Genomic DNA, 17290 nt, shown 5'->3' with positions numbered 1-17290 from the left:
TGTTGGCGCGGAGTGCGTAACGTGTGCGCCCTTAATGAGTCAAAGAGTCCGATTAAAATCGCCGAATATAAGCTGAATGACGCCGCGCGTTTTCCAGCACAATAAAATTGTACGCCTAGCCTTAGAAGCACTGGAGCCAATATGAAACTTGCAAGTTATAACAATGGTCGCCGCGATGGTCAGTTGATGTTAGTTAGCCGCGATCTCACTAAAACGGTTGCCGTTCCTGCCATTGCCCACACTATGCAGCAATTACTCGACGGTTGGGATTTACTGAAACCGCAATTGCAAGAATTGTACGACGCGTTAAATGAAGGCATGTTAGATAACGCCCAAGCGTTTGACGAAGCTAAGTGCTTGTCGCCACTACCGCGTGCCTACCAATGGGCCGATGGCAGCGCTTATGTGAATCACGTTGAGTTAGTCCGTAAGGCTCGCGGCGCAGAAATGCCTGAAACCTTCTGGACAGATCCGCTGTTCTATCAAGGTGGGTCAGACAGTTTTATTGCCCCTAAAGCCGATATTCCACTGGCGAGTGAAGACTGGGGTATCGATTTCGAATCTGAAATCGCGATCATTACCGATGATGTGCCTATGGGCGTGAGCAGCGACAATGCGGCTAAGCATATTAAATTGTTGATGTTAGTGAACGATGTATCACTGCGTAACTTAATCCCTGGTGAGTTGGCGAAAGGGTTTGGTTTCTTCCAATCTAAGCCATCGAGCAGTTTTTCACCTGTGGCAGTGACGCCGGATGAACTGGGCGCACGCTGGGAAGATTCGAAAGTGCATTTACCGCTGATCACCCATTTAAACGGTGAGTTATTTGGTCGTCCAAATGCGGGCGTCGATATGACCTTTAATTTCAGCCAGTTAGTTTCACATGTTGCAAAAACCCGTCCATTGGGTGCAGGCGCGATTATTGGCTCAGGTACTATTTCTAACTATGACCGTAGCGCAGGCTCTAGCTGTTTAGCGGAAAAACGTATGTTAGAAGTGATTGCTGAAGGCAAAGCCACTACGCCATTTATGCGTTTTGGCGATACTGTGCGCATCGAAATGCTCGATGACAACGATGTAACGATTTTCGGTTCTATCGATCAAAAAGTGGTTGAATACAAAGCCTAAGGCTTTCCCTTAAAGGGCTACATCGACTCAAACTAACGGGGCTTAATTGCCCCGTTTTTATACAGACTTTTATAAGGACATGAAAATATGAAGCTTTATGGTTATTGGCGCTCAAGCGCGGCGTACCGTGTTCGCATCGCCCTCAATCTTAAGGGTATTTCAGCCGAGCAGTTGTCTGTGCATCTTGTACGTGATGGCGGCGAGCAACATAAAGCGGCCTACAGTGCGCTCAATCCGCTGGAGTTAGTGCCAACCTTAGTGATGGACGATGAGTTAGATGCAGATGCATTGTCGCAATCCTTAGCCATTATCGAATATCTTGATGAGATACACCCACAGTCGCCATTATTGCCTGCATCGGCTCTTGAGCGTGCCCATGTGCGCGCCATGGCACTCACGGTAGCTTGTGAAATTCACCCATTAAACAATTTGCGGGTATTGCAGTATTTAACTCAAACCTTAGGGGTCGATGAAGCGGCTAAAAATACTTGGTATCACCACTGGGTTGCAAGTGGTTTTGCTGCCCTAGAAATCTTGTTGAAAAGGCACAGTGGTCGTTACTGCTTTGGGGATACAGTGACATTAGCCGACTTGTGTTTAGTGCCGCAGGTGTATAACGCTCAGCGTTTTAATGTGGATTTAACGCCTTATCCCAATATCATGCGCGTGTGGACTGAGTGTAATCAGCTAGAAGCTTTTGCCGATGCGGCCCCAGAGCGCCAAGCGGATGCTGTGTGATGCTTTGTAACGAATAGTGCGGATATAGTCTTTACGAATTGAAAGAATGGATGATGAGGCTTGCTTTGCGAGTCTTATCTCAGCGATGGAGTTTAAATGCTTTTCAGTAAAAAATGTCCGTATTGCAAAGGTAAACTCGGCGCTAAGGATGTGCCGATTAAGGAAGGACGCTGCTGCCACTGTGAACTGCCGATACGGTACAAATTCAATATAATAAAATGGATAATACTGTTCGTGCCCATTTATATTGTTAGTGTTAATCTGCTTGACAAAGATGTCTATGGTTTTTGGATTTATTTGGCGGTGATGGCACCTATTTATAGTCTCGTTTCTCTACTATGTCATGAGGTCGTAAAGTGCTCAGAAACCGATGGCGAAGTGGAGTAAGCCGAATGTCATTCCCGTGGTGTTATTTGATATTGAAGCGAACGATACTGTTATGAGTAATGTATGAGTCATGTTCTGGATGAGGCTATGAGTGAAGCAGAGCTAAAGCATCGATTACTCGAATGGATCGCTCAGGATTGCGAGCGGGTGAGGGCGCTTAAACTCGCGCTCCAATGCGCCAAAGTACACTCAATGCCGCAGTGGTGCCTTGCGGCGGGATTTGTCCGTAATCTAGTCTGGGATCGCTTGCACGGATTTGAGTTGAGTCCACTGAACGATATCGATCTGATCTATTTTTGCCCGTTAGATATCAGTCCCGAGCGGGATCTGGCAATTGAAACCTATCTTAATCAGCTTGCCCCTGAGTTACCTTGGTCGGTGAAGAATCAGGCGCGCATGCATGTTCGAAATCAAGACATGGCTTACTCATCTTGTGTTGATGCGATGGCCTATTGGCCAGAGCTTGAAACCGCAGTCGGGGTGAGCTATCAAGTTGTTGATGTAGAATCTGATACTCAGACTCAGACTAAGACTGGGACTCAGACTTGTGTTGGGATGAAAAATTATCCCGCGTCTTATGATATTGAGCTGGTGGCTCCTTTTGGGCTGAACTCCTTGTTTGCACTCAAACTGAGCGCCAATCCAAAGCGATCATTATCCGTGTTTGATCACAGAGTCGCGACTAAGGGTTGGCTAACTCAGTATCCCTTGCTTGAGTGTTGCCGCACAAGCTGATTTTCTCATTCACCCACTTTATATCTCTCATTCACTCCTAAACCGACTCAAGCATCTGACTCAATTCGTCCCATGTAATTTAGCGACTCAATATAGCGACTCAATATAGTTACTCACTAATTTAGACCGCTAACAGTATGGGTATCATCCTTAAGCCGTTTTGGTTCGGCCGTTTTCTGCTTCCATTCTTCCTCATTTAGTCCGAACAATTTGAACTTAATGGCCAAATCCCCCTCAGCTAAGTGCTTTTTATTGTTATTCAAATGTTAGTTTCGCTAATGGTGTCTACCTCTTGCTGTAGTCATTAGTGATGACTAATACAGAACTGAGCTCACAGAAAATAAAGGTGTACTGTCGATAAATGTTTGAATTTCGTGATTTAGATCCCATGGGTAGTACCTAGAAATGAGTATTGGCTATTCACTTTGATTTGGATCAATAAAGCAGTCGCGCTTCTCTGGCAGTGTAGGCGTCAATTGTTAAGGATGTAATTTAAAACAAAAACCTATGTTGTACATATGGAGTATGATGATGAACAAAAATACTGTTTCTACACTGATCGCTGCCACCCTTTTAGCTGCTGGTTTTTCTGCTTCTGTATCGGCTCACCAAGCAGGTGACATTATCGTTCGTGCGGGTGCCATCGTTGTTGCGCCAAACGAATCAAGCGATGATGTTGCTGGTAAAGGCGAGTTCCAAATCAGTAACGACACTCAACTGGGTTTGAACTTTGGTTATATGTTGACTGATAACTTTGGGGTAGAGCTATTAGCAGCAACGCCTTTTAGCCATGACGTTTCTTTGGGTGGGACTAAAATTGCTGAAACTAAGCAACTGCCGCCAACGCTAGTGGCACAGTACTATTTCGGTAATTCTCAATCAGTGGTTCGCCCTTACATTGGCGTCGGTGTTAATTACACTAACTTTTATGATAATGAGTTCACCAATGATTTAGGTGGTGCGTTAACTGACTTAAGCATGACCACGTCTTGGGGCTTAGCGGCACAAGCGGGTATTGACTATCAGGTTAACAAAAACTGGTTAGTGAACGCATCTGTGTGGTACTCGCAAATTAGCAGCGATGTCAAGTTTAAATTATCGGGTGACACTGTGGTTATTGGTACCGATATTGACCCATGGGTTTATATGGTCAGCGTAGGTTACACTTTTTAATCTACGGATCAGATAAGCGTAAAAAAGGAGCCTTAGGCTCCTTTTTCGTTTGTGCACTTTTATCCTGACATGTTCCACTCAGGTTAAGCCGACTTAGCGCTTTGGCTTTTTAGCCTTCCAGTGGCGAGTGTTATAGATAAATTCGGGTAATAATACGGTGAGCCAAGCGACGAGGCGCCAGCGTTTAGTCACATAGACGCGGCGTTTACCTTGCTTCATTGCTTTGATGATCTGTGCTGCGACTTGTGGCAACGGGGCAAGCCACATTGCACTTTGTTGCATGGCGGCTTTATCGAGTAAACCGAGTTGGATATCGGTAATCGTAATGGGTAACTTGAGGCGCTGGGCGTGCATACATAAGCCCTCAAGGTAATTCTGCCCAAAGGCTTTTGAGGCGTGATAGGCCACACTTGGGCCACCGCGCAAACCTGCGATAGAGTTTATTGCCGCCAGTTGTCCATAACCTTGCTCGCGAAATAGTCTAAATGCCGTATTGCAGATAGCGGCAAAACCTCGCACATTGACATCGATAATGTCTTGCTCTGGCAGCCAAGGCAGCTCAGGATCATAACTATTGAGGCCTGTATTGACTAAGACTAAGTGCGCACCGCCAAGACTCTGCCAGACGGATTCAAGTTGAGTGATAATGGCTTGAGGCTGTTCAATTTGAAGTGAAAATACTTGTACTTTTGTTGGCAAGGATAAGGCAAAATCGCGGAGTGATTCTGGATCTTGGGCGAATAAGACTAATTCAACCTGTTGATCTGCCAATTGCTTTGCAATTTCACGACTTAATTGTGAGCTAGCTCCCACAATTATTGCAGTTGCTTGGGTCATAGGTTTTTCGGCAACGAAATGGTGGCTTATGATAGGAAGATATGTTCGCCAAGACAAGATTTATAGCTTGGGCGTATGGACATCTAGAAGTCTTTATGTATGATTAGGAGAAACAAAATGAACAAATGGTTGCGTTTAAGCGCGTTGAGATTAACTGCTTTAGCATTAATGGCACTAATGGGTGTGTTATCGGGTTGTGCGACACCCAATGCTATCGTGGAGATAAAAGGCGAGACCTTGTATCGCGAACGGATTGCTCTGCCCGCCGAGGCTAAGGTCGTAGTGCAACTGCTCGATGTATCAAAAATGGATGTGCCAGCCATAGTGATGGCGGAGCGCGTACAACAAGGTGCAGCAACACCAACGCCATTCAGTTTTGCGATTGGCAGCGATCAGTTCCAACCCGGGCACACTTATGCCATAGGTGCACGGATAATGCTCGGTGATAAGTTATTGTTTATTAATACTCAAGCCTATCACATTGACCTCAATTCGACTGAGCCAATGACGATACTGCTAGAGAAAGTCGGTGGCTAGTTAGCCCGCTCAGAAGTGAGCTGACATACGCGCCGAATCCGTTGGTATTTACGAACAGAAGAGGCGCGGTATGCCGGTTAGAATTCCAGATCATCTGCCCGCAGCAGAAGTGTTAGAGTCAGAAAATATTTTCGTTATGTCCGAGACGCGGGCGGCTAATCAAGATATCAGACCGATGAAGGTGCTGATTTTGAACTTGATGCCGAACAAAATCGAGACAGAAACCCAGTTACTGCGTTTACTGGGCAACACGCCTTTACAAGTCGATGTGGATTTACTGCGTATTCACGACAAAGAATCCAAGCATACTTCCATCGATCACATGAATACTTTCTACCGTGACTTTGAAGCCGTGCGCCATAAAAATTACGATGGTCTTATCATTACAGGTGCGCCGCTTGGACAAATCGATTTCGAAGATGTGGTTTATTGGGACCATATCCGTGAAATCATCGACTGGTCGCAAGAGCATGTCACCTCAGTGTTGTTTTTATGCTGGGCAGCCCATGCGGGTTTGTATCATCTCTATGGTTTAAATCGAAAAGTATTGCCGCAGAAGCGTTCAGGCGTGTTTGTGCATCGCCGTACCTCTCAGCATTTCCCGTTACTGCGCGGTTTTGATGATGAATTTTTCGCACCCCATTCCCGTTTTGCCGAAATGGATGTCGAAGAAATTAGACAACATCCACAGCTGCAGCTATTGGCCGAGTCCGATGAGGCTGGGGCTTATTTGGTGTTGAGTCGGAATAATCGTAACTTGTTTGTGATGGGTCACCCTGAATATCAAAAGTCGACCTTAAACGAGGAATATCAGCGAGACTTAAGCCAAGGCTTAGACCCGAATGTGCCGCAGAATTATTATCGTAATGATGATCCTAAAGCCGTCGCCATTGCTCGCTGGCACAGCCACGGTAGCCTGCTGGTGAGTAACTGGCTCAACTATTACGTCTATCAGTTAACCCCTTACGACTTAAGCGATATGACGGCGATGACACCGTGGGAGTCGCGTTAAGGTTTTGTTTAGCCTTTTATGGTGATGTGGTCACATGGATGTGACTTTAGCTGATACCCAAAAGCACTTAATCTATCTCTCCCTTAGAGCCAACTTTCCACGTTTAACGGCGCTTAATCCCTGTCTTACTGTAAATCCTTACTGACATTTTCCACTGATAAAATCTGCACATTAGACCAAGGAATACTTGCTTTACGTTCGCGTAAACGTCAGAGTGGTTTTATTGTCGATTTTATTAAACGTCCCGAGGCTGGTACTAGGCTTCGTGGTCAATTTAGGTTGGAGCCTTCATGAGTACTGAACAGTTAAATCAAGATATCGTTATCGTTGCCGCTAAACGCACCCCAATGGGTGGGTTTCAAGGCAATTTGTCATCCGTAGCATCACCCATGTTAGCTGCGACGGCCATTAAAGGCTTGTTAGCGGAAACACAATTGGCGGGTGAGCATGTTGATGAAGTCTTGATGGGCTGCGTATTACCCGCAGGCTTAGGTCAAGCGCCAGCACGTCAGGCAACTTTGGGTGCGGGATTACCCTTATCCGTTGGTGCGACCACAGTGAATAAAGTCTGTGGCTCAGGCATGAAGACGGTAATGTTAGCCCACGATTTGATTAAAGCGGGCAGTGCCAAAGTGGTGATCGCAGGCGGCATGGAAAGCATGAGCCAAGCGCCGTATTTACTCGATAAAGCCCGCGGCGGCATGCGCATGGGCCATGGTAAAGTGTTAGATCACATGTTTTTAGATGGTCTTGAAGATGCCTACACGGGCGGTGCTATGGGGACGTTCGCCCAGAAAACGGCCGATGAATTTGGTATCACCCGCGAGCAGATGGACGCTTTTGCCCTAAGCTCGCTCGAAAAAGCCAATGCCGCGATTAACTCGGGTGCTTTTAAAACCGAAATCACGCCCGTCACAGTCAGTGATCGTCGTGGTGATGTGACTATCGATACCGACGAGCAACCCGGAAATGCCCGCCCTGAAAAAATTCCTACGCTGCGCTCAGCCTTTACCAAAGATGGCACTATCACAGCGGCAAACTCTAGCTCTATTTCCGATGGCGCAGCGGCATTAATGTTGACCTCGCGCGGCGAAGCTGACCGTTTAGGCTTAGCCGTGTTAGCCACCATTAAAGGCCACACGACTCACGCCCAAGAGCCTTCATTGTTCACCACTGCACCGGTTGGCGCTATGGCGAAATTGCTGGCCAATGTCGGTTGGTCAACGGATGAGGTGGATTTATTCGAAATCAACGAAGCCTTCGCTATGGTGACTATGCTTGCTGTGTCTGAGCTAGGTTTAGATATCGCTAAGGTAAACGTTAATGGCGGCGCCTGCGCCTTAGGTCATCCGATTGGTTGCTCGGGTTCACGTTTACTGGTGACCTTAATTCATGCATTGAAAGCCCGCGGCTTGAAGCGCGGTGTCGCCTCGCTGTGTATCGGCGGTGGTGAAGCGACGGCGATGGCCATCGAGGTTTAATCGCAACAGATTAGTTAAATCAACAAGACGGGGCTGGCAAGGGCAATCACTTCCCTTGAGGATAATCATAATATCGCACCGCCAGCCCATCACTCTACAAGGAAAGGATTGCAACATGACCACACAAGTAAAGCATTACATTGACGGTGAGTTTACCCAAGGTACGGGCACATCGCAGATTATTGTCACCAATCCCGCGAATAACTCGCCGATTGCCGTGATTAATGCTGCTACGAGCGAAGAAGTTCACGCTGCCATTGCTAGCGCCAAAGCCGCTTTCAAAACGTGGAAAGAAGTGCCAGTTTCTGAACGTGCGCGCGTCATGTTGCGCTATCAACATCTGTTAAAAGAACATCACGACGAACTTGCGACCATTCTTGCCCATGAAACGGGTAAAACCTTCGAAGATGCCAAGGGCGATGTATGGCGCGGTATCGAAGTCGCTGAACACGCCTGTAACGTGGCGTCATTATTGATGGGCGAAACCGTTGAGAACGTCGCGCGTTCAATCGACACTTATAGCTACACTCAACCACTGGGTGTGTGTGCCGGTATTACGCCATTTAACTTCCCTGCGATGATCCCGTTATGGATGTTCCCACTGGCGATTGCCTGCGGTAACACCTTCATTTTAAAGCCTTCAGAACAAGATCCAATGACGCCGCAGCGCCTTGTTGAACTGTTTGTTGAAGCGGGTGCACCTAAGGGCGTATTGCAATTAGTGCATGGCGACAAAACTGCCGTGGATATTCTGCTGGCAGACCCTGCAATTAAAGCCATTTCCTTCGTCGGTTCTGTGGCTGTGGGCCAGTATATTTATAAAACAGGTACCGATAATTTAAAACGCGTACAAGCCTTTGCGGGCGCGAAAAATCACTGCGTTATCATGCCTGATGCGAACAAACAGCAAGTGATCAATAACTTAGTTGGCGCCTCTGTAGGCGCGGCGGGTCAGCGCTGTATGGCGATTTCGGTTGCCGTGTTTGTTGGCGCCGCTAAAGAGTGGATCCCTGAACTCAAAGAAGCCTTAGCCAAGGTTCGCCCAGGTTTATGGGACGATAAGGAAGCAGGTTACGGCCCTGTCATAAGCCCTGCAGCTAAGGCACGCGTGCTGAAACTTATCAAGCAGGGGATTGATGAAGGCGCTGAGTGTTTGCTCGATGGCAGCGACTTTACCGTGGAAGGTTATGAGTCAGGCAACTGGATTGGCCCAACCATGTTCAATAAAGTCTCCACAGAGATGAGCATCTATAAGGAAGAAATCTTTGGCCCTGTACTGTGTTGCATGGAGTCGGACTCATTAGAAGCGGCCATCGAATTAGTCAATGCCAGCCCGTATGGCAACGGTACTTCTATCTTTACTGCCAGCGGTGCGGCTGCTCGTAAATATCAACACGAAATCGAAGTCGGCCAAGTGGGAATTAACGTGCCTATTCCTGTGCCATTACCTTTCTTCTCATTTACCGGTTGGAAGGGCAGTTTCTACGGCGATCAACATGCTTACGGTAAGCAAGCGGTACGTTTCTATACCGAGACTAAAACTATCACTTCACGCTGGTTTGAGTCCGATATCGCCGTGGCGTCTACGCCAAACATGAGCATTAACTTGCGCTAAGCTCGTTCGCTAAGCTTAGTGATTAATCGATAAACCACGGCGTCTTTACGGCGCCCAATTTATTAAATAAAAAGTGACCACAGAGTCATAGGAGAGCCAAATGGATTTTAATTTCAACGATGACCAACGCCAGTTTGCCGATCTTGCGCGCCAGTTTGCCGCGGAAGAATTAACCCCTTTTGCCGCCAAGTGGGATGAAGAACATCATTTCCCCAAAGACGTGATCCAAAAAGCCGGTGAGCTGGGTTTTTGCTCTCTGTATTCGCCAGAATCGGAAGGTGGCATGGGCTTATCGCGCCTCGATGCGTCGATTATTTTTGAAGAGCTCGCCAAGGGCTGCACTGCGACCACGGCCATGCTGACCATTCACAATATGGCCACTTGGATGGTGACGACTTGGGGAACTGAAACCCTGCGTCAGACTTGGTCTGAGCCGTTAACAACAGGGCAAATGTTAGCGTCCTATTGCTTAACTGAGCCGGGCGCGGGTTCAGACGCCGCATCTTTGCAAACCAAAGCGGTGCGCGACGGTGATGAGTATGTGATTTCAGGTTCGAAGATGTTTATCTCAGGTGCGGGCGCAACTGAACTATTAGTGGTGATGTGCCGCACAGGTCAAGCGGGGCCTAAGGGGATTTCTGCCATTGCCATTCCGGCGGATGCCGCTGGCGTTATCTACGGTAAAGCCGAAGATAAAATGGGCTGGAATGCCCAGCCGACCCGTCAAATTACCTTTGAAAACGTGCGTGTGCCAGTAGCCAACTTGCTCGGTGAAGAAGGTCAAGGTTTTGCCTTCGCGATGAAAGGCTTAGACGGCGGTCGTATCAATATTGCGACCTGTTCAGTCGGTACGGCGCAAGCGGCGCTGGAGCGTGCAACTCAGTATATGAATGAGCGTCAGCAATTTGGTAAACCTTTAGCGGCTTTCCAAGCACTACAATTTAAGCTCGCCGATATGGCGACTGAGTTAGTCGCAGCCCGCCAAATGGTGCGCCTTGCGGCCTTTAAACTCGACAGCAGCGATCCTGAAGCCACAGCCTATTGCGCCATGGCAAAACGTTTTGCCACCGATGTGGGCTTTCAAGTCTGTGATGCGGCGCTGCAAATTCATGGCGGATATGGTTATATAAGGGAGTACCCGCTGGAACGTCACTTCCGTGATGTGCGTGTGCACCAGATTTTAGAAGGCACCAACGAAATTATGCGCTTAATTATCGCCCGTCGTTTACTCGATGAAAATGCAGGACAAATCCTCTAAGTCCACTCGCAAGAAGTGTGACTTATCGGTTGGCGATAACATAAAAGGAGTCTATACAGATGGAATATTTAGTAGAACGTATCGAAGGCCATACGGCCATTCTGACGATGAATAATCCACCGGCAAATACTTGGACCGCCGAGAGTTTGAAGGTGCTCAAAGCTAAAGTGCTTGAGCTGAACGCGAATAAAGAAATTTATGCCTTAGTGTTAACGGGCCAAGGGCAAAAGTTCTTCTCTGCCGGCGCCGATTTGAAGCTGTTTAGTGACGGCGACAAAGGTAATGCGGCGACGATGGCAAAGCATTTCGGTGAAGCCTTTGAAACCTTAAGTCAATTCCGCGGTGTATCGATTGCCGCGATTAACGGTTATGCCATGGGCGGCGGCTTAGAAGTTGCACTGGCCTGTGATATTCGCATCGCCGAAATTCAAGCTGTGATGGCATTGCCTGAAGCGACCGTAGGTTTATTACCTTGCGCAGGTGGCACTCAGAATCTGACCGCATTAGTTGGTGAAGGCTGGGCTAAGCGGATGATTTTATGCGGTGAGCGCGTCGATGCGACTCAGGCATTAAATCTGCGTTTAGTTGAAGAAGTGGTCGAAACGGGCGAAGCGCTCAATGCGGCAATCGCGTTGGCCGTCAAAGTCGCTAACCAAAGCCCAAGCAGCGTCACAGCGTGCAAGACACTCATTCAAGCGGGCCGCACTATGGCGCGTAGCCAAGCGCTGCCGATTGAGCGTGAATTATTTGTCGGGTTATTTGATACCGAAGATCAGGCCGAAGGCGTGAATGCGTTTTTGGGCAAACGTAAAGCTGATTGGAAGAACCGCTAATGACTAATGTAGTAGATAACGTAAATCAGGCCACGACCACGCAAAACGTGGTTTTTCAAACCTTAGCCACCGCGTCCGGTAAGTTGATTGGGGTGGTGACACTCAATGTGGAAAAAGCCCTCAACGCCTTAGATTTAGACATGGTGCGTGCTATGACGGCGCAGCTCAATCTATGGAAGAAAGACTCGCTTATCGCTTGTATCGTGTTAGATGGCAGCGGTGAAAAGGCATTTTGTGCAGGGGGGGATGTGCGCGCTTTATACCATGCATCCATTGCCGCGAAGGGACAAGTGACTGAGGAGGCGAAGGTGTTCTTCGAAGAGGAATATCGCCTCGATTATCTACTGCATACCTTTGGCAAACCTGTGTTGGTGTGGGGCGACGGTATTGTGATGGGCGGCGGGCTCGGTTTGATGGCGGGCGCAAGCCACAGAGTCGTCACTGAAACTTCGCGCATTGCTATGCCTGAAGTGACGATTGGCCTGTACCCCGATGTGGGCGGCAGTTATTTCCTTAATCGCATGCAGGGCAAAATGGGACTGTTTTTAGGGCTCACTGCCTATCAACTTAATGCTGCCGATGCCTGTTATGTGGGCCTTGCGGATCATTACCTGAACCGTGATGACAAAGAACTGATGTTCGATGCCATGGCAACCTTAGATTGGAGCGATACACCGGCGCTTAATCATCAACGCTTAGATAGCATGATCAACGAGTTATCTAATCAAGTGGATATCCCTAAGGGTGAAAGTGTATTGGCGGACAGCCAAGATAATATCGACCGACTGATGGCGGGGAGTTTAGAGGATATTGTCACCCGTATGTCGACGTTAGCGTCGGAGGATGCTTGGTTAATGAAGGCGCGCGACACCTTCCTTGCTGGCAGTCCTATCAGCTGGCATCTGGTTAATATCCAATCACAACTAGGCACTAAGTTAAGCCTAGCTGAATGTTTTAAATGGGAATTAACCGCCAGCGTTAACGTGTGTGCCCATGGTGATTTCTGCGAAGGGGTTCGCGCACTCTTGATTGATAAAGACAGACAACCCCAGTGGCGCTTTAAGGATGTGAACTCAGTGCCTACCGCCGTACTTGAGCAAATATTGACTTCCCCTTGGGGCGAGTCGCATCCCTTTAGCCAACTGAGCTAAGCGTTGAGTTGATTAGCACAGATTTGAATAGTGCTGAGTGTATAGGCTCAGCCAAGCTTGCTTTACTCTGTGATAACGACAGCATAATCAACGGACTAGCATTATCACTACACTAAAAAAAGAACAGCACACAGGAGTGACAGCATGAGTACAGTAGCATTTATCGGTTTAGGTAATATGGGCGGCCCAATGGCGGCCAATTTATTAAAAGCGGGCATGACGGTTCGTGTATTTGATTTAGTCCCAGAAGCCATGCACAGCCTTGCCGAGCAAGGGGCTTTTGTTTCTAGCACGGCCTGCGGCGCGGCGGCGGGTGCCAATGTGGTGATCACTATGCTGCCTGCGGGCAAGCATGTGAAAAGTTTATATTTAGGCAATGGCACAGACAAAGGACTGCTCGAAGTGGTTGCGGGTGATACCTTACTGATCGATTGCTCGACCATCGATGCGCAAAGCGCGCAATTGGTAGCGGCCGAAGCGGCTAAAAGCGGCATAGAGTTTATGGATGCACCGGTTTCTGGCGGCACAGCAGGCGCGGCGGCGGGTACTTTAACCTTTATTTGTGGTGGTTCCGATAGCGCTTTTGAGCGGGGTCAGCCAGTGCTTAAAGCAATGGGGGTGAACATATTCCACGCCGGTGGCCCAGGTGCGGGACAAGTCGCTAAAATCTGCAATAACATGCTGTTATCTGTGTTGATGGTCGGCACTTCTGAGGCGTTGCAAATGGGCATTGACCATGGTCTCGATCCTAAAGTCTTGTCCGACATTATGAAGGTTAGCAGTGGTGGTAACTGGACCCTCGAAAAGTATAATCCATGCCCAGGTGTGATGGAGACTGTACCTTCTTCTAAGGGCTATCAGGGCGGCTTTATGGTAGATTTGATGGTTAAAGATCTCGGTCTGTCCCAAGAAGCCGCATTATTGAGCAACTCCAGCACGCCAATGGGCGCTTTAGCCCGCAGCTTGTATGTGAATCATGCAAGACAAGGCAACGGCCGCCGAGATTTTTCCAGTATTTTTGAACAATTTGCACAACTTAAAAAATAGACATAGTTAACAAGGGATAACCAGATGGATTTAAAAGATAAGGTTGTCGTCATTACTGGCGGCGCGGGTGGCTTAGGTCTGGCAATGGCGCAAAATTTTGCGCAGGCGGGTGCTAAGATAGCGCTTATCGACGTGGACCAAGAAAAACTCGAGCGAGCCTGTGCTGAGCTTGGATCGGACACTGAAGTTCAAGGTTATGCCTTAGACATTACCGACGAAGAAGACGTCGTGGCAGGTTTTGCCTATATTCTCGAAGATTTTGGCCAAGTGAACGTGTTAGTGAACAACGCCGGCATTCTGCGTGATGGCCTGTTAGTCAAAGCCAAAGACGGCAAAGTCACCGACCGTATGTCTTATGAGCAATTCCAATCTGTGATCAATGTGAACTTGACGGGCAGCTTCCTCTGCGGTCGTGAAGCGGCAGCGGCCATGATTGAATCCGGTCAAGCGGGCGTGATTGTCAACATCTCTAGCCTAGCGAAAGCGGGCAACATGGGTCAGTCGAACTATGCCGCCTCCAAAGCGGGCGTTGCGGCCATGTCTGTTGGCTGGGCGAAGGAATTAGCACGTTACAATATCCGTAGCGCAGCGGTTGCACCGGGCGTTATCGCTACTGAGATGACGGCGGCAATGAAACCTGAGGCGCTGGAGCGTTTAGAGAAGCTAGTGCCAGTAGGACGCCTTGGTCATGCCGACGAGATAGCTTCCACCGTACGCTTTATTATTGAGAACGACTATGTAAATGGTCGCGTGTTCGAAATCGATGGTGGTATCCGTCTGTAATGACGATATCTTATTGATATTCATAAAAACCGAGCTGAGGCTCGGTTTTTTATTGCGTAAAGAAACATAATGGCATTTTGAACTCAGTCTTTGGATTTATTTAGATTTCACTGTTGGAGTTGACATTTAGTTGTTAACCTTCAACAATCGCCCTCCAGTTTTTTTACATAACTTTACATACATGTTTGTCGCATGTAATGGAGCTTAACATCCGGATGTCTTGGCAGGATAAAGCCCTCTGGCTTGAGAAAATCACTAAACGCATGATGTTAATCGTGGGTGTCCTAGGGTTGATTGTGATCTATTGCGGGTTCTTTTTTCTGCTCTTCAGTGGTCGCTCTGTGGCCGTGATCCCGTGGTTTTTCCTTATCTCACCTTGGGTGTGTATTTATTTTGGCTTAACGCAAGTACAGCAAGTGCAAGTGGTAAATTGGTTCTTAAAAAAATTTAAAAAATAACCAATTTCTGCAAGTTCCTATTTTGTTTCGGTTTGTGCAGTTGGCAAACATTGGGGAGAAACAATGAAGTTACATGGATATTTATGGGTGCTAGGGAGTTTGTTTTGTTTGGGGGCTTGCGAGCGCTCGAACAAAGAAACACCGCATCTTAGTGATAATGGTGAGCGTATTGTTGCGCCCTATGGCAGTTGGCTGTCTCCCTTATCGGCGAATGATGTATTTGAACAGGCCGATAATGTCGCCGAGTTACAAAGCGTAGATGGGGCGATTTATTTCTCTGAATCCGATGGTGATAAGCAAGGCCAAGTAGGGATTAAGCGTCTCGATAAAAAGGGCAATATCGCCGACGTCGTGCCGCCAAGCTTTAATGTTAAATCCGCCGTCCATGAATACGGCGGCGCCGCCTTTTTAGGGATAGGCCAGAGTTTGTTTGCCACTAAGGCACAGGATCAACTGTTTTATCGTTTCGCCCCTAATCAACCTCCACTGCCGTTAACGCCTAATGGCACCCGTCATGCTGACTGTATCGCTTATCCTAAAGGGTCGCGGATTATCTGTGTGCGCGAGGATCATCGCCAGCCCGGTGAGCCCAAGGCGAGCCTTGTGACAATCAATCTTAACTTTGCCGGCGAAGGCGATACCTTTGTCTCGGGGCATGACTTTATTTCTTCGCCTGCCATCTCGCCCGATAACAGCCAACTGGCGTGGATCACGTGGGAACATCCCTATATGCCATGGGATAACAGTATTCTCTGGCTTGGCGATCTCGACCGCAAAGGGCAACTGCACAATATTCGTAAGGTAAACACGCCTACGGATTCTTCCGTGACACAGCCATTATTCAGCCCTGATGGACAATTATATGTCGTGTCGGATATCAGTAACTGGTGGAATATCTATCGAGTCACGGCACAAAATACCTTAGCCCCAGTGCTGAACAAAAAAGCCGAGTTTGCCGTGGCCGATTGGTATTTAGGCAATCACAACTACGCCTTCGAATCCGAAAAAACCATCATTGCCAGCTATATGCTTGGCAGTCAGGCGGCGCTAATTCGGCTGCATTTGGATTCGGGTTTGACCGAGTCCTTAGCCGTCGATTTCGGCGAAATCACCCAAGTGATCAGGGGCGAAGATGCCGTTTATTTTGTTGGCGCTAAGGCAACGCCAGAGAAGGGTATTTATAAAGTCATCGGTCGCGGCACTGAGTTGGTGTATACGCCTAACTTGCCAAAGCTTGATCCCAATTATATTTCTCGGGCAAAAAATATTACCTTTAAAACCGGCGTTAACCAGCAAGCCTACGGTTATTTTTATGGGCCGGTTAACCCCAACTATACTGCGCCCCATGATACCCGCCCGCCGCTCATAGTAATGTTGCACGGCGGTCCAACGGCGCGGGCGAGTCTGGCTTATCGCAGTGACATTCAATTTTGGACCAGCCGCGGCTTTGCGGTGCTTGATGTTAATTTTCGCGGTAGCAGTGGTTTTGGCCGCGCCTATCGTCAGAGTATTTACGGAAAATGGGGCCAAGCTGATGTGGAAGATGCGGTCAATGCGGCCCGTTATTTAGTCGATAAAGGTTGGGTTGATGGACAAAAACTGGCGATTCGAGGCGTAAGCGCAGGTGGGTTAACTGTGATGTCGTCGTTGGCTTTTTATGATGTGTTTCAAGCGGGGGTAAGTTATGCGGGGATCAGTGATTTTGAACAGCTGGCCAAGAGTACCCATAAGTTTGAGACGGGTTATTTAGATCAGCTCATTGGTCCCTATGCGAACAATCAAGCCCGCTATAGGGAGTTGTCGCCGTTGTATCATCTTGAAGGCTTGAATGAGCCATTGTTAATTTTTCAAGGCTTGCGGGATCAAATTGTGCCGCCACAGCAGTCGCGACAAATTTATGAGGCGTTAAAAATCAGAGGTGTGCCAACGGCTTATATTGCCTATCAAGATGAGCCACACGGCGGTTGGAAGCCTGAGCACAGGGCCGCAGGATTAGAGACTGAACTCGCATTTTATGGACAAGTGTTTAACTTCACCCCTGCGGGTAAGCTAGCAACATTGGTGCTGGATAATGCTGCGGCGTTAAAGCCGACCTTAGTCCGCAATCAATAACGCAG

Annotated in this window: 17 protein-coding genes; 15 read left to right on the top strand and 2 right to left on the bottom strand. The window is 48.1% G+C overall.

What is annotated here, in order from left to right; translation table 11 throughout:
• Positions 1-141 precede the first annotated feature (141 nt).
• Both DYH48_RS13770 and maiA read left to right on the top strand, forming a co-directional pair.
• Positions 142-1128: a fumarylacetoacetate hydrolase family protein gene (locus tag DYH48_RS13770; RefSeq protein WP_006085272.1), complete on the top strand. Its 987-nt coding sequence runs from the start codon at positions 142-144 to the stop codon at positions 1126-1128.
• An 87-nt stretch (positions 1129-1215) separates the two neighbouring features.
• A complete protein-coding gene (gene maiA / locus DYH48_RS13765; RefSeq protein ID WP_063883219.1) occupies positions 1216-1866 on the top strand; it encodes a maleylacetoacetate isomerase in 651 nt (216 codons plus the stop codon).
• Between the two features lie 92 nt (positions 1867-1958).
• Here the strand turns inward: maiA and DYH48_RS23720 are convergent, their stop codons facing one another.
• Positions 1959-2108: a hypothetical protein gene (locus DYH48_RS23720; protein WP_172481193.1), complete on the bottom strand. Its 150-nt coding sequence runs from the start codon at positions 2106-2108 to the stop codon at positions 1959-1961.
• Between the two features lie 208 nt (positions 2109-2316).
• Here DYH48_RS23720 and DYH48_RS13755 point away from each other — a divergent pair, with 208 nt between their 5' ends.
• Both DYH48_RS13755 and ompW read left to right on the top strand, forming a co-directional pair.
• Entirely contained in the window at positions 2317-2988 is a 672-nt protein-coding gene (locus tag DYH48_RS13755; RefSeq protein ID WP_115335112.1) for a nucleotidyltransferase family protein, read from the top strand.
• A gap of 528 nt (positions 2989-3516) precedes the next feature.
• Complete coding sequence (gene ompW, locus DYH48_RS13750; protein ID WP_172481192.1) at positions 3517-4161, top strand: outer membrane protein OmpW; 645 nt, start codon at positions 3517-3519, stop codon at positions 4159-4161.
• A gap of 93 nt (positions 4162-4254) precedes the next feature.
• On the opposite strand, the gene DYH48_RS13745 is transcribed toward ompW, so the two are convergent.
• Positions 4255-4998, bottom strand: coding sequence for an SDR family NAD(P)-dependent oxidoreductase (locus tag DYH48_RS13745; RefSeq protein ID WP_006081021.1), 744 nt, complete (start codon positions 4996-4998; stop codon positions 4255-4257).
• A gap of 117 nt (positions 4999-5115) precedes the next feature.
• Between DYH48_RS13745 and DYH48_RS13740 the strand changes: the two genes are divergently transcribed.
• The 11 genes from DYH48_RS13740 to DYH48_RS13690 all read left to right on the top strand — a co-directional run bounded on the left by DYH48_RS13740 (position 5116) and on the right by DYH48_RS13690 (position 17285).
• Positions 5116-5535 carry a YbaY family lipoprotein gene (locus DYH48_RS13740; protein WP_006081022.1) on the top strand — a complete coding sequence of 140 codons (420 nt, stop codon included), beginning with the start codon at positions 5116-5118 and terminating at the stop codon, positions 5533-5535.
• Between the two features lie 70 nt (positions 5536-5605).
• Positions 5606-6547, top strand: a complete 942-nt coding sequence (gene metA, locus DYH48_RS13735; RefSeq protein WP_115335110.1) for a homoserine O-acetyltransferase MetA — start codon at positions 5606-5608, stop codon at positions 6545-6547.
• A gap of 290 nt (positions 6548-6837) precedes the next feature.
• Positions 6838-8028 (top strand): thiolase family protein, encoded by a 1191-nt coding sequence (locus DYH48_RS13730; protein ID WP_115335109.1) that lies wholly within the window; start codon positions 6838-6840, stop codon positions 8026-8028.
• Between the two features lie 115 nt (positions 8029-8143).
• Complete coding sequence (locus DYH48_RS13725) at positions 8144-9643, top strand: CoA-acylating methylmalonate-semialdehyde dehydrogenase (protein ID WP_012088747.1); 1500 nt, start codon at positions 8144-8146, stop codon at positions 9641-9643.
• Positions 9644-9743: 100 nt separating this feature from the next.
• Positions 9744-10901 (top strand): acyl-CoA dehydrogenase family protein, encoded by a 1158-nt coding sequence (locus tag DYH48_RS13720; protein WP_006081028.1) that lies wholly within the window; start codon positions 9744-9746, stop codon positions 10899-10901.
• 59 nt (positions 10902-10960) lie between these two features.
• Complete coding sequence (locus DYH48_RS13715) at positions 10961-11734, top strand: enoyl-CoA hydratase (RefSeq protein ID WP_115335108.1); 774 nt, start codon at positions 10961-10963, stop codon at positions 11732-11734.
• On the top strand, positions 11734-12885 hold the full coding sequence (locus DYH48_RS13710; RefSeq protein WP_115335107.1) for an enoyl-CoA hydratase/isomerase family protein: 1152 nt from the start codon (positions 11734-11736) through the stop codon (positions 12883-12885). Before DYH48_RS13715 ends, DYH48_RS13710 begins: the two co-directional genes overlap by 1 nt.
• Positions 12886-13029: 144 nt before the next feature.
• The gene (gene mmsB, locus DYH48_RS13705) at positions 13030-13932 is read left to right on the top strand and encodes a 3-hydroxyisobutyrate dehydrogenase (RefSeq protein ID WP_006085281.1); all 903 of its coding nucleotides are present in this window, start codon (positions 13030-13032) and stop codon (positions 13930-13932) included.
• Positions 13933-13956: 24 nt separating this feature from the next.
• Positions 13957-14715 (top strand): SDR family oxidoreductase, encoded by a 759-nt coding sequence (locus DYH48_RS13700; RefSeq protein ID WP_006081032.1) that lies wholly within the window; start codon positions 13957-13959, stop codon positions 14713-14715.
• Between the two features lie 215 nt (positions 14716-14930).
• A complete protein-coding gene (locus DYH48_RS13695; RefSeq protein WP_006081033.1) occupies positions 14931-15173 on the top strand; it encodes a hypothetical protein in 243 nt (80 codons plus the stop codon).
• A gap of 63 nt (positions 15174-15236) precedes the next feature.
• Complete coding sequence (locus DYH48_RS13690; protein ID WP_115335105.1) at positions 15237-17285, top strand: alpha/beta hydrolase family protein; 2049 nt, start codon at positions 15237-15239, stop codon at positions 17283-17285.
• The last annotated feature ends 5 nt before the right edge of the window (positions 17286-17290 follow it).

It is taken from the genome of Shewanella baltica (genome assembly GCF_900456975.1).
Lineage (GTDB): Bacteria > Pseudomonadota > Gammaproteobacteria > Enterobacterales > Shewanellaceae > Shewanella > Shewanella baltica.
The sequence above is the reverse complement of the archived record's forward strand: the minus strand, read 5'-3'. Positions and strand labels throughout refer to the sequence as shown.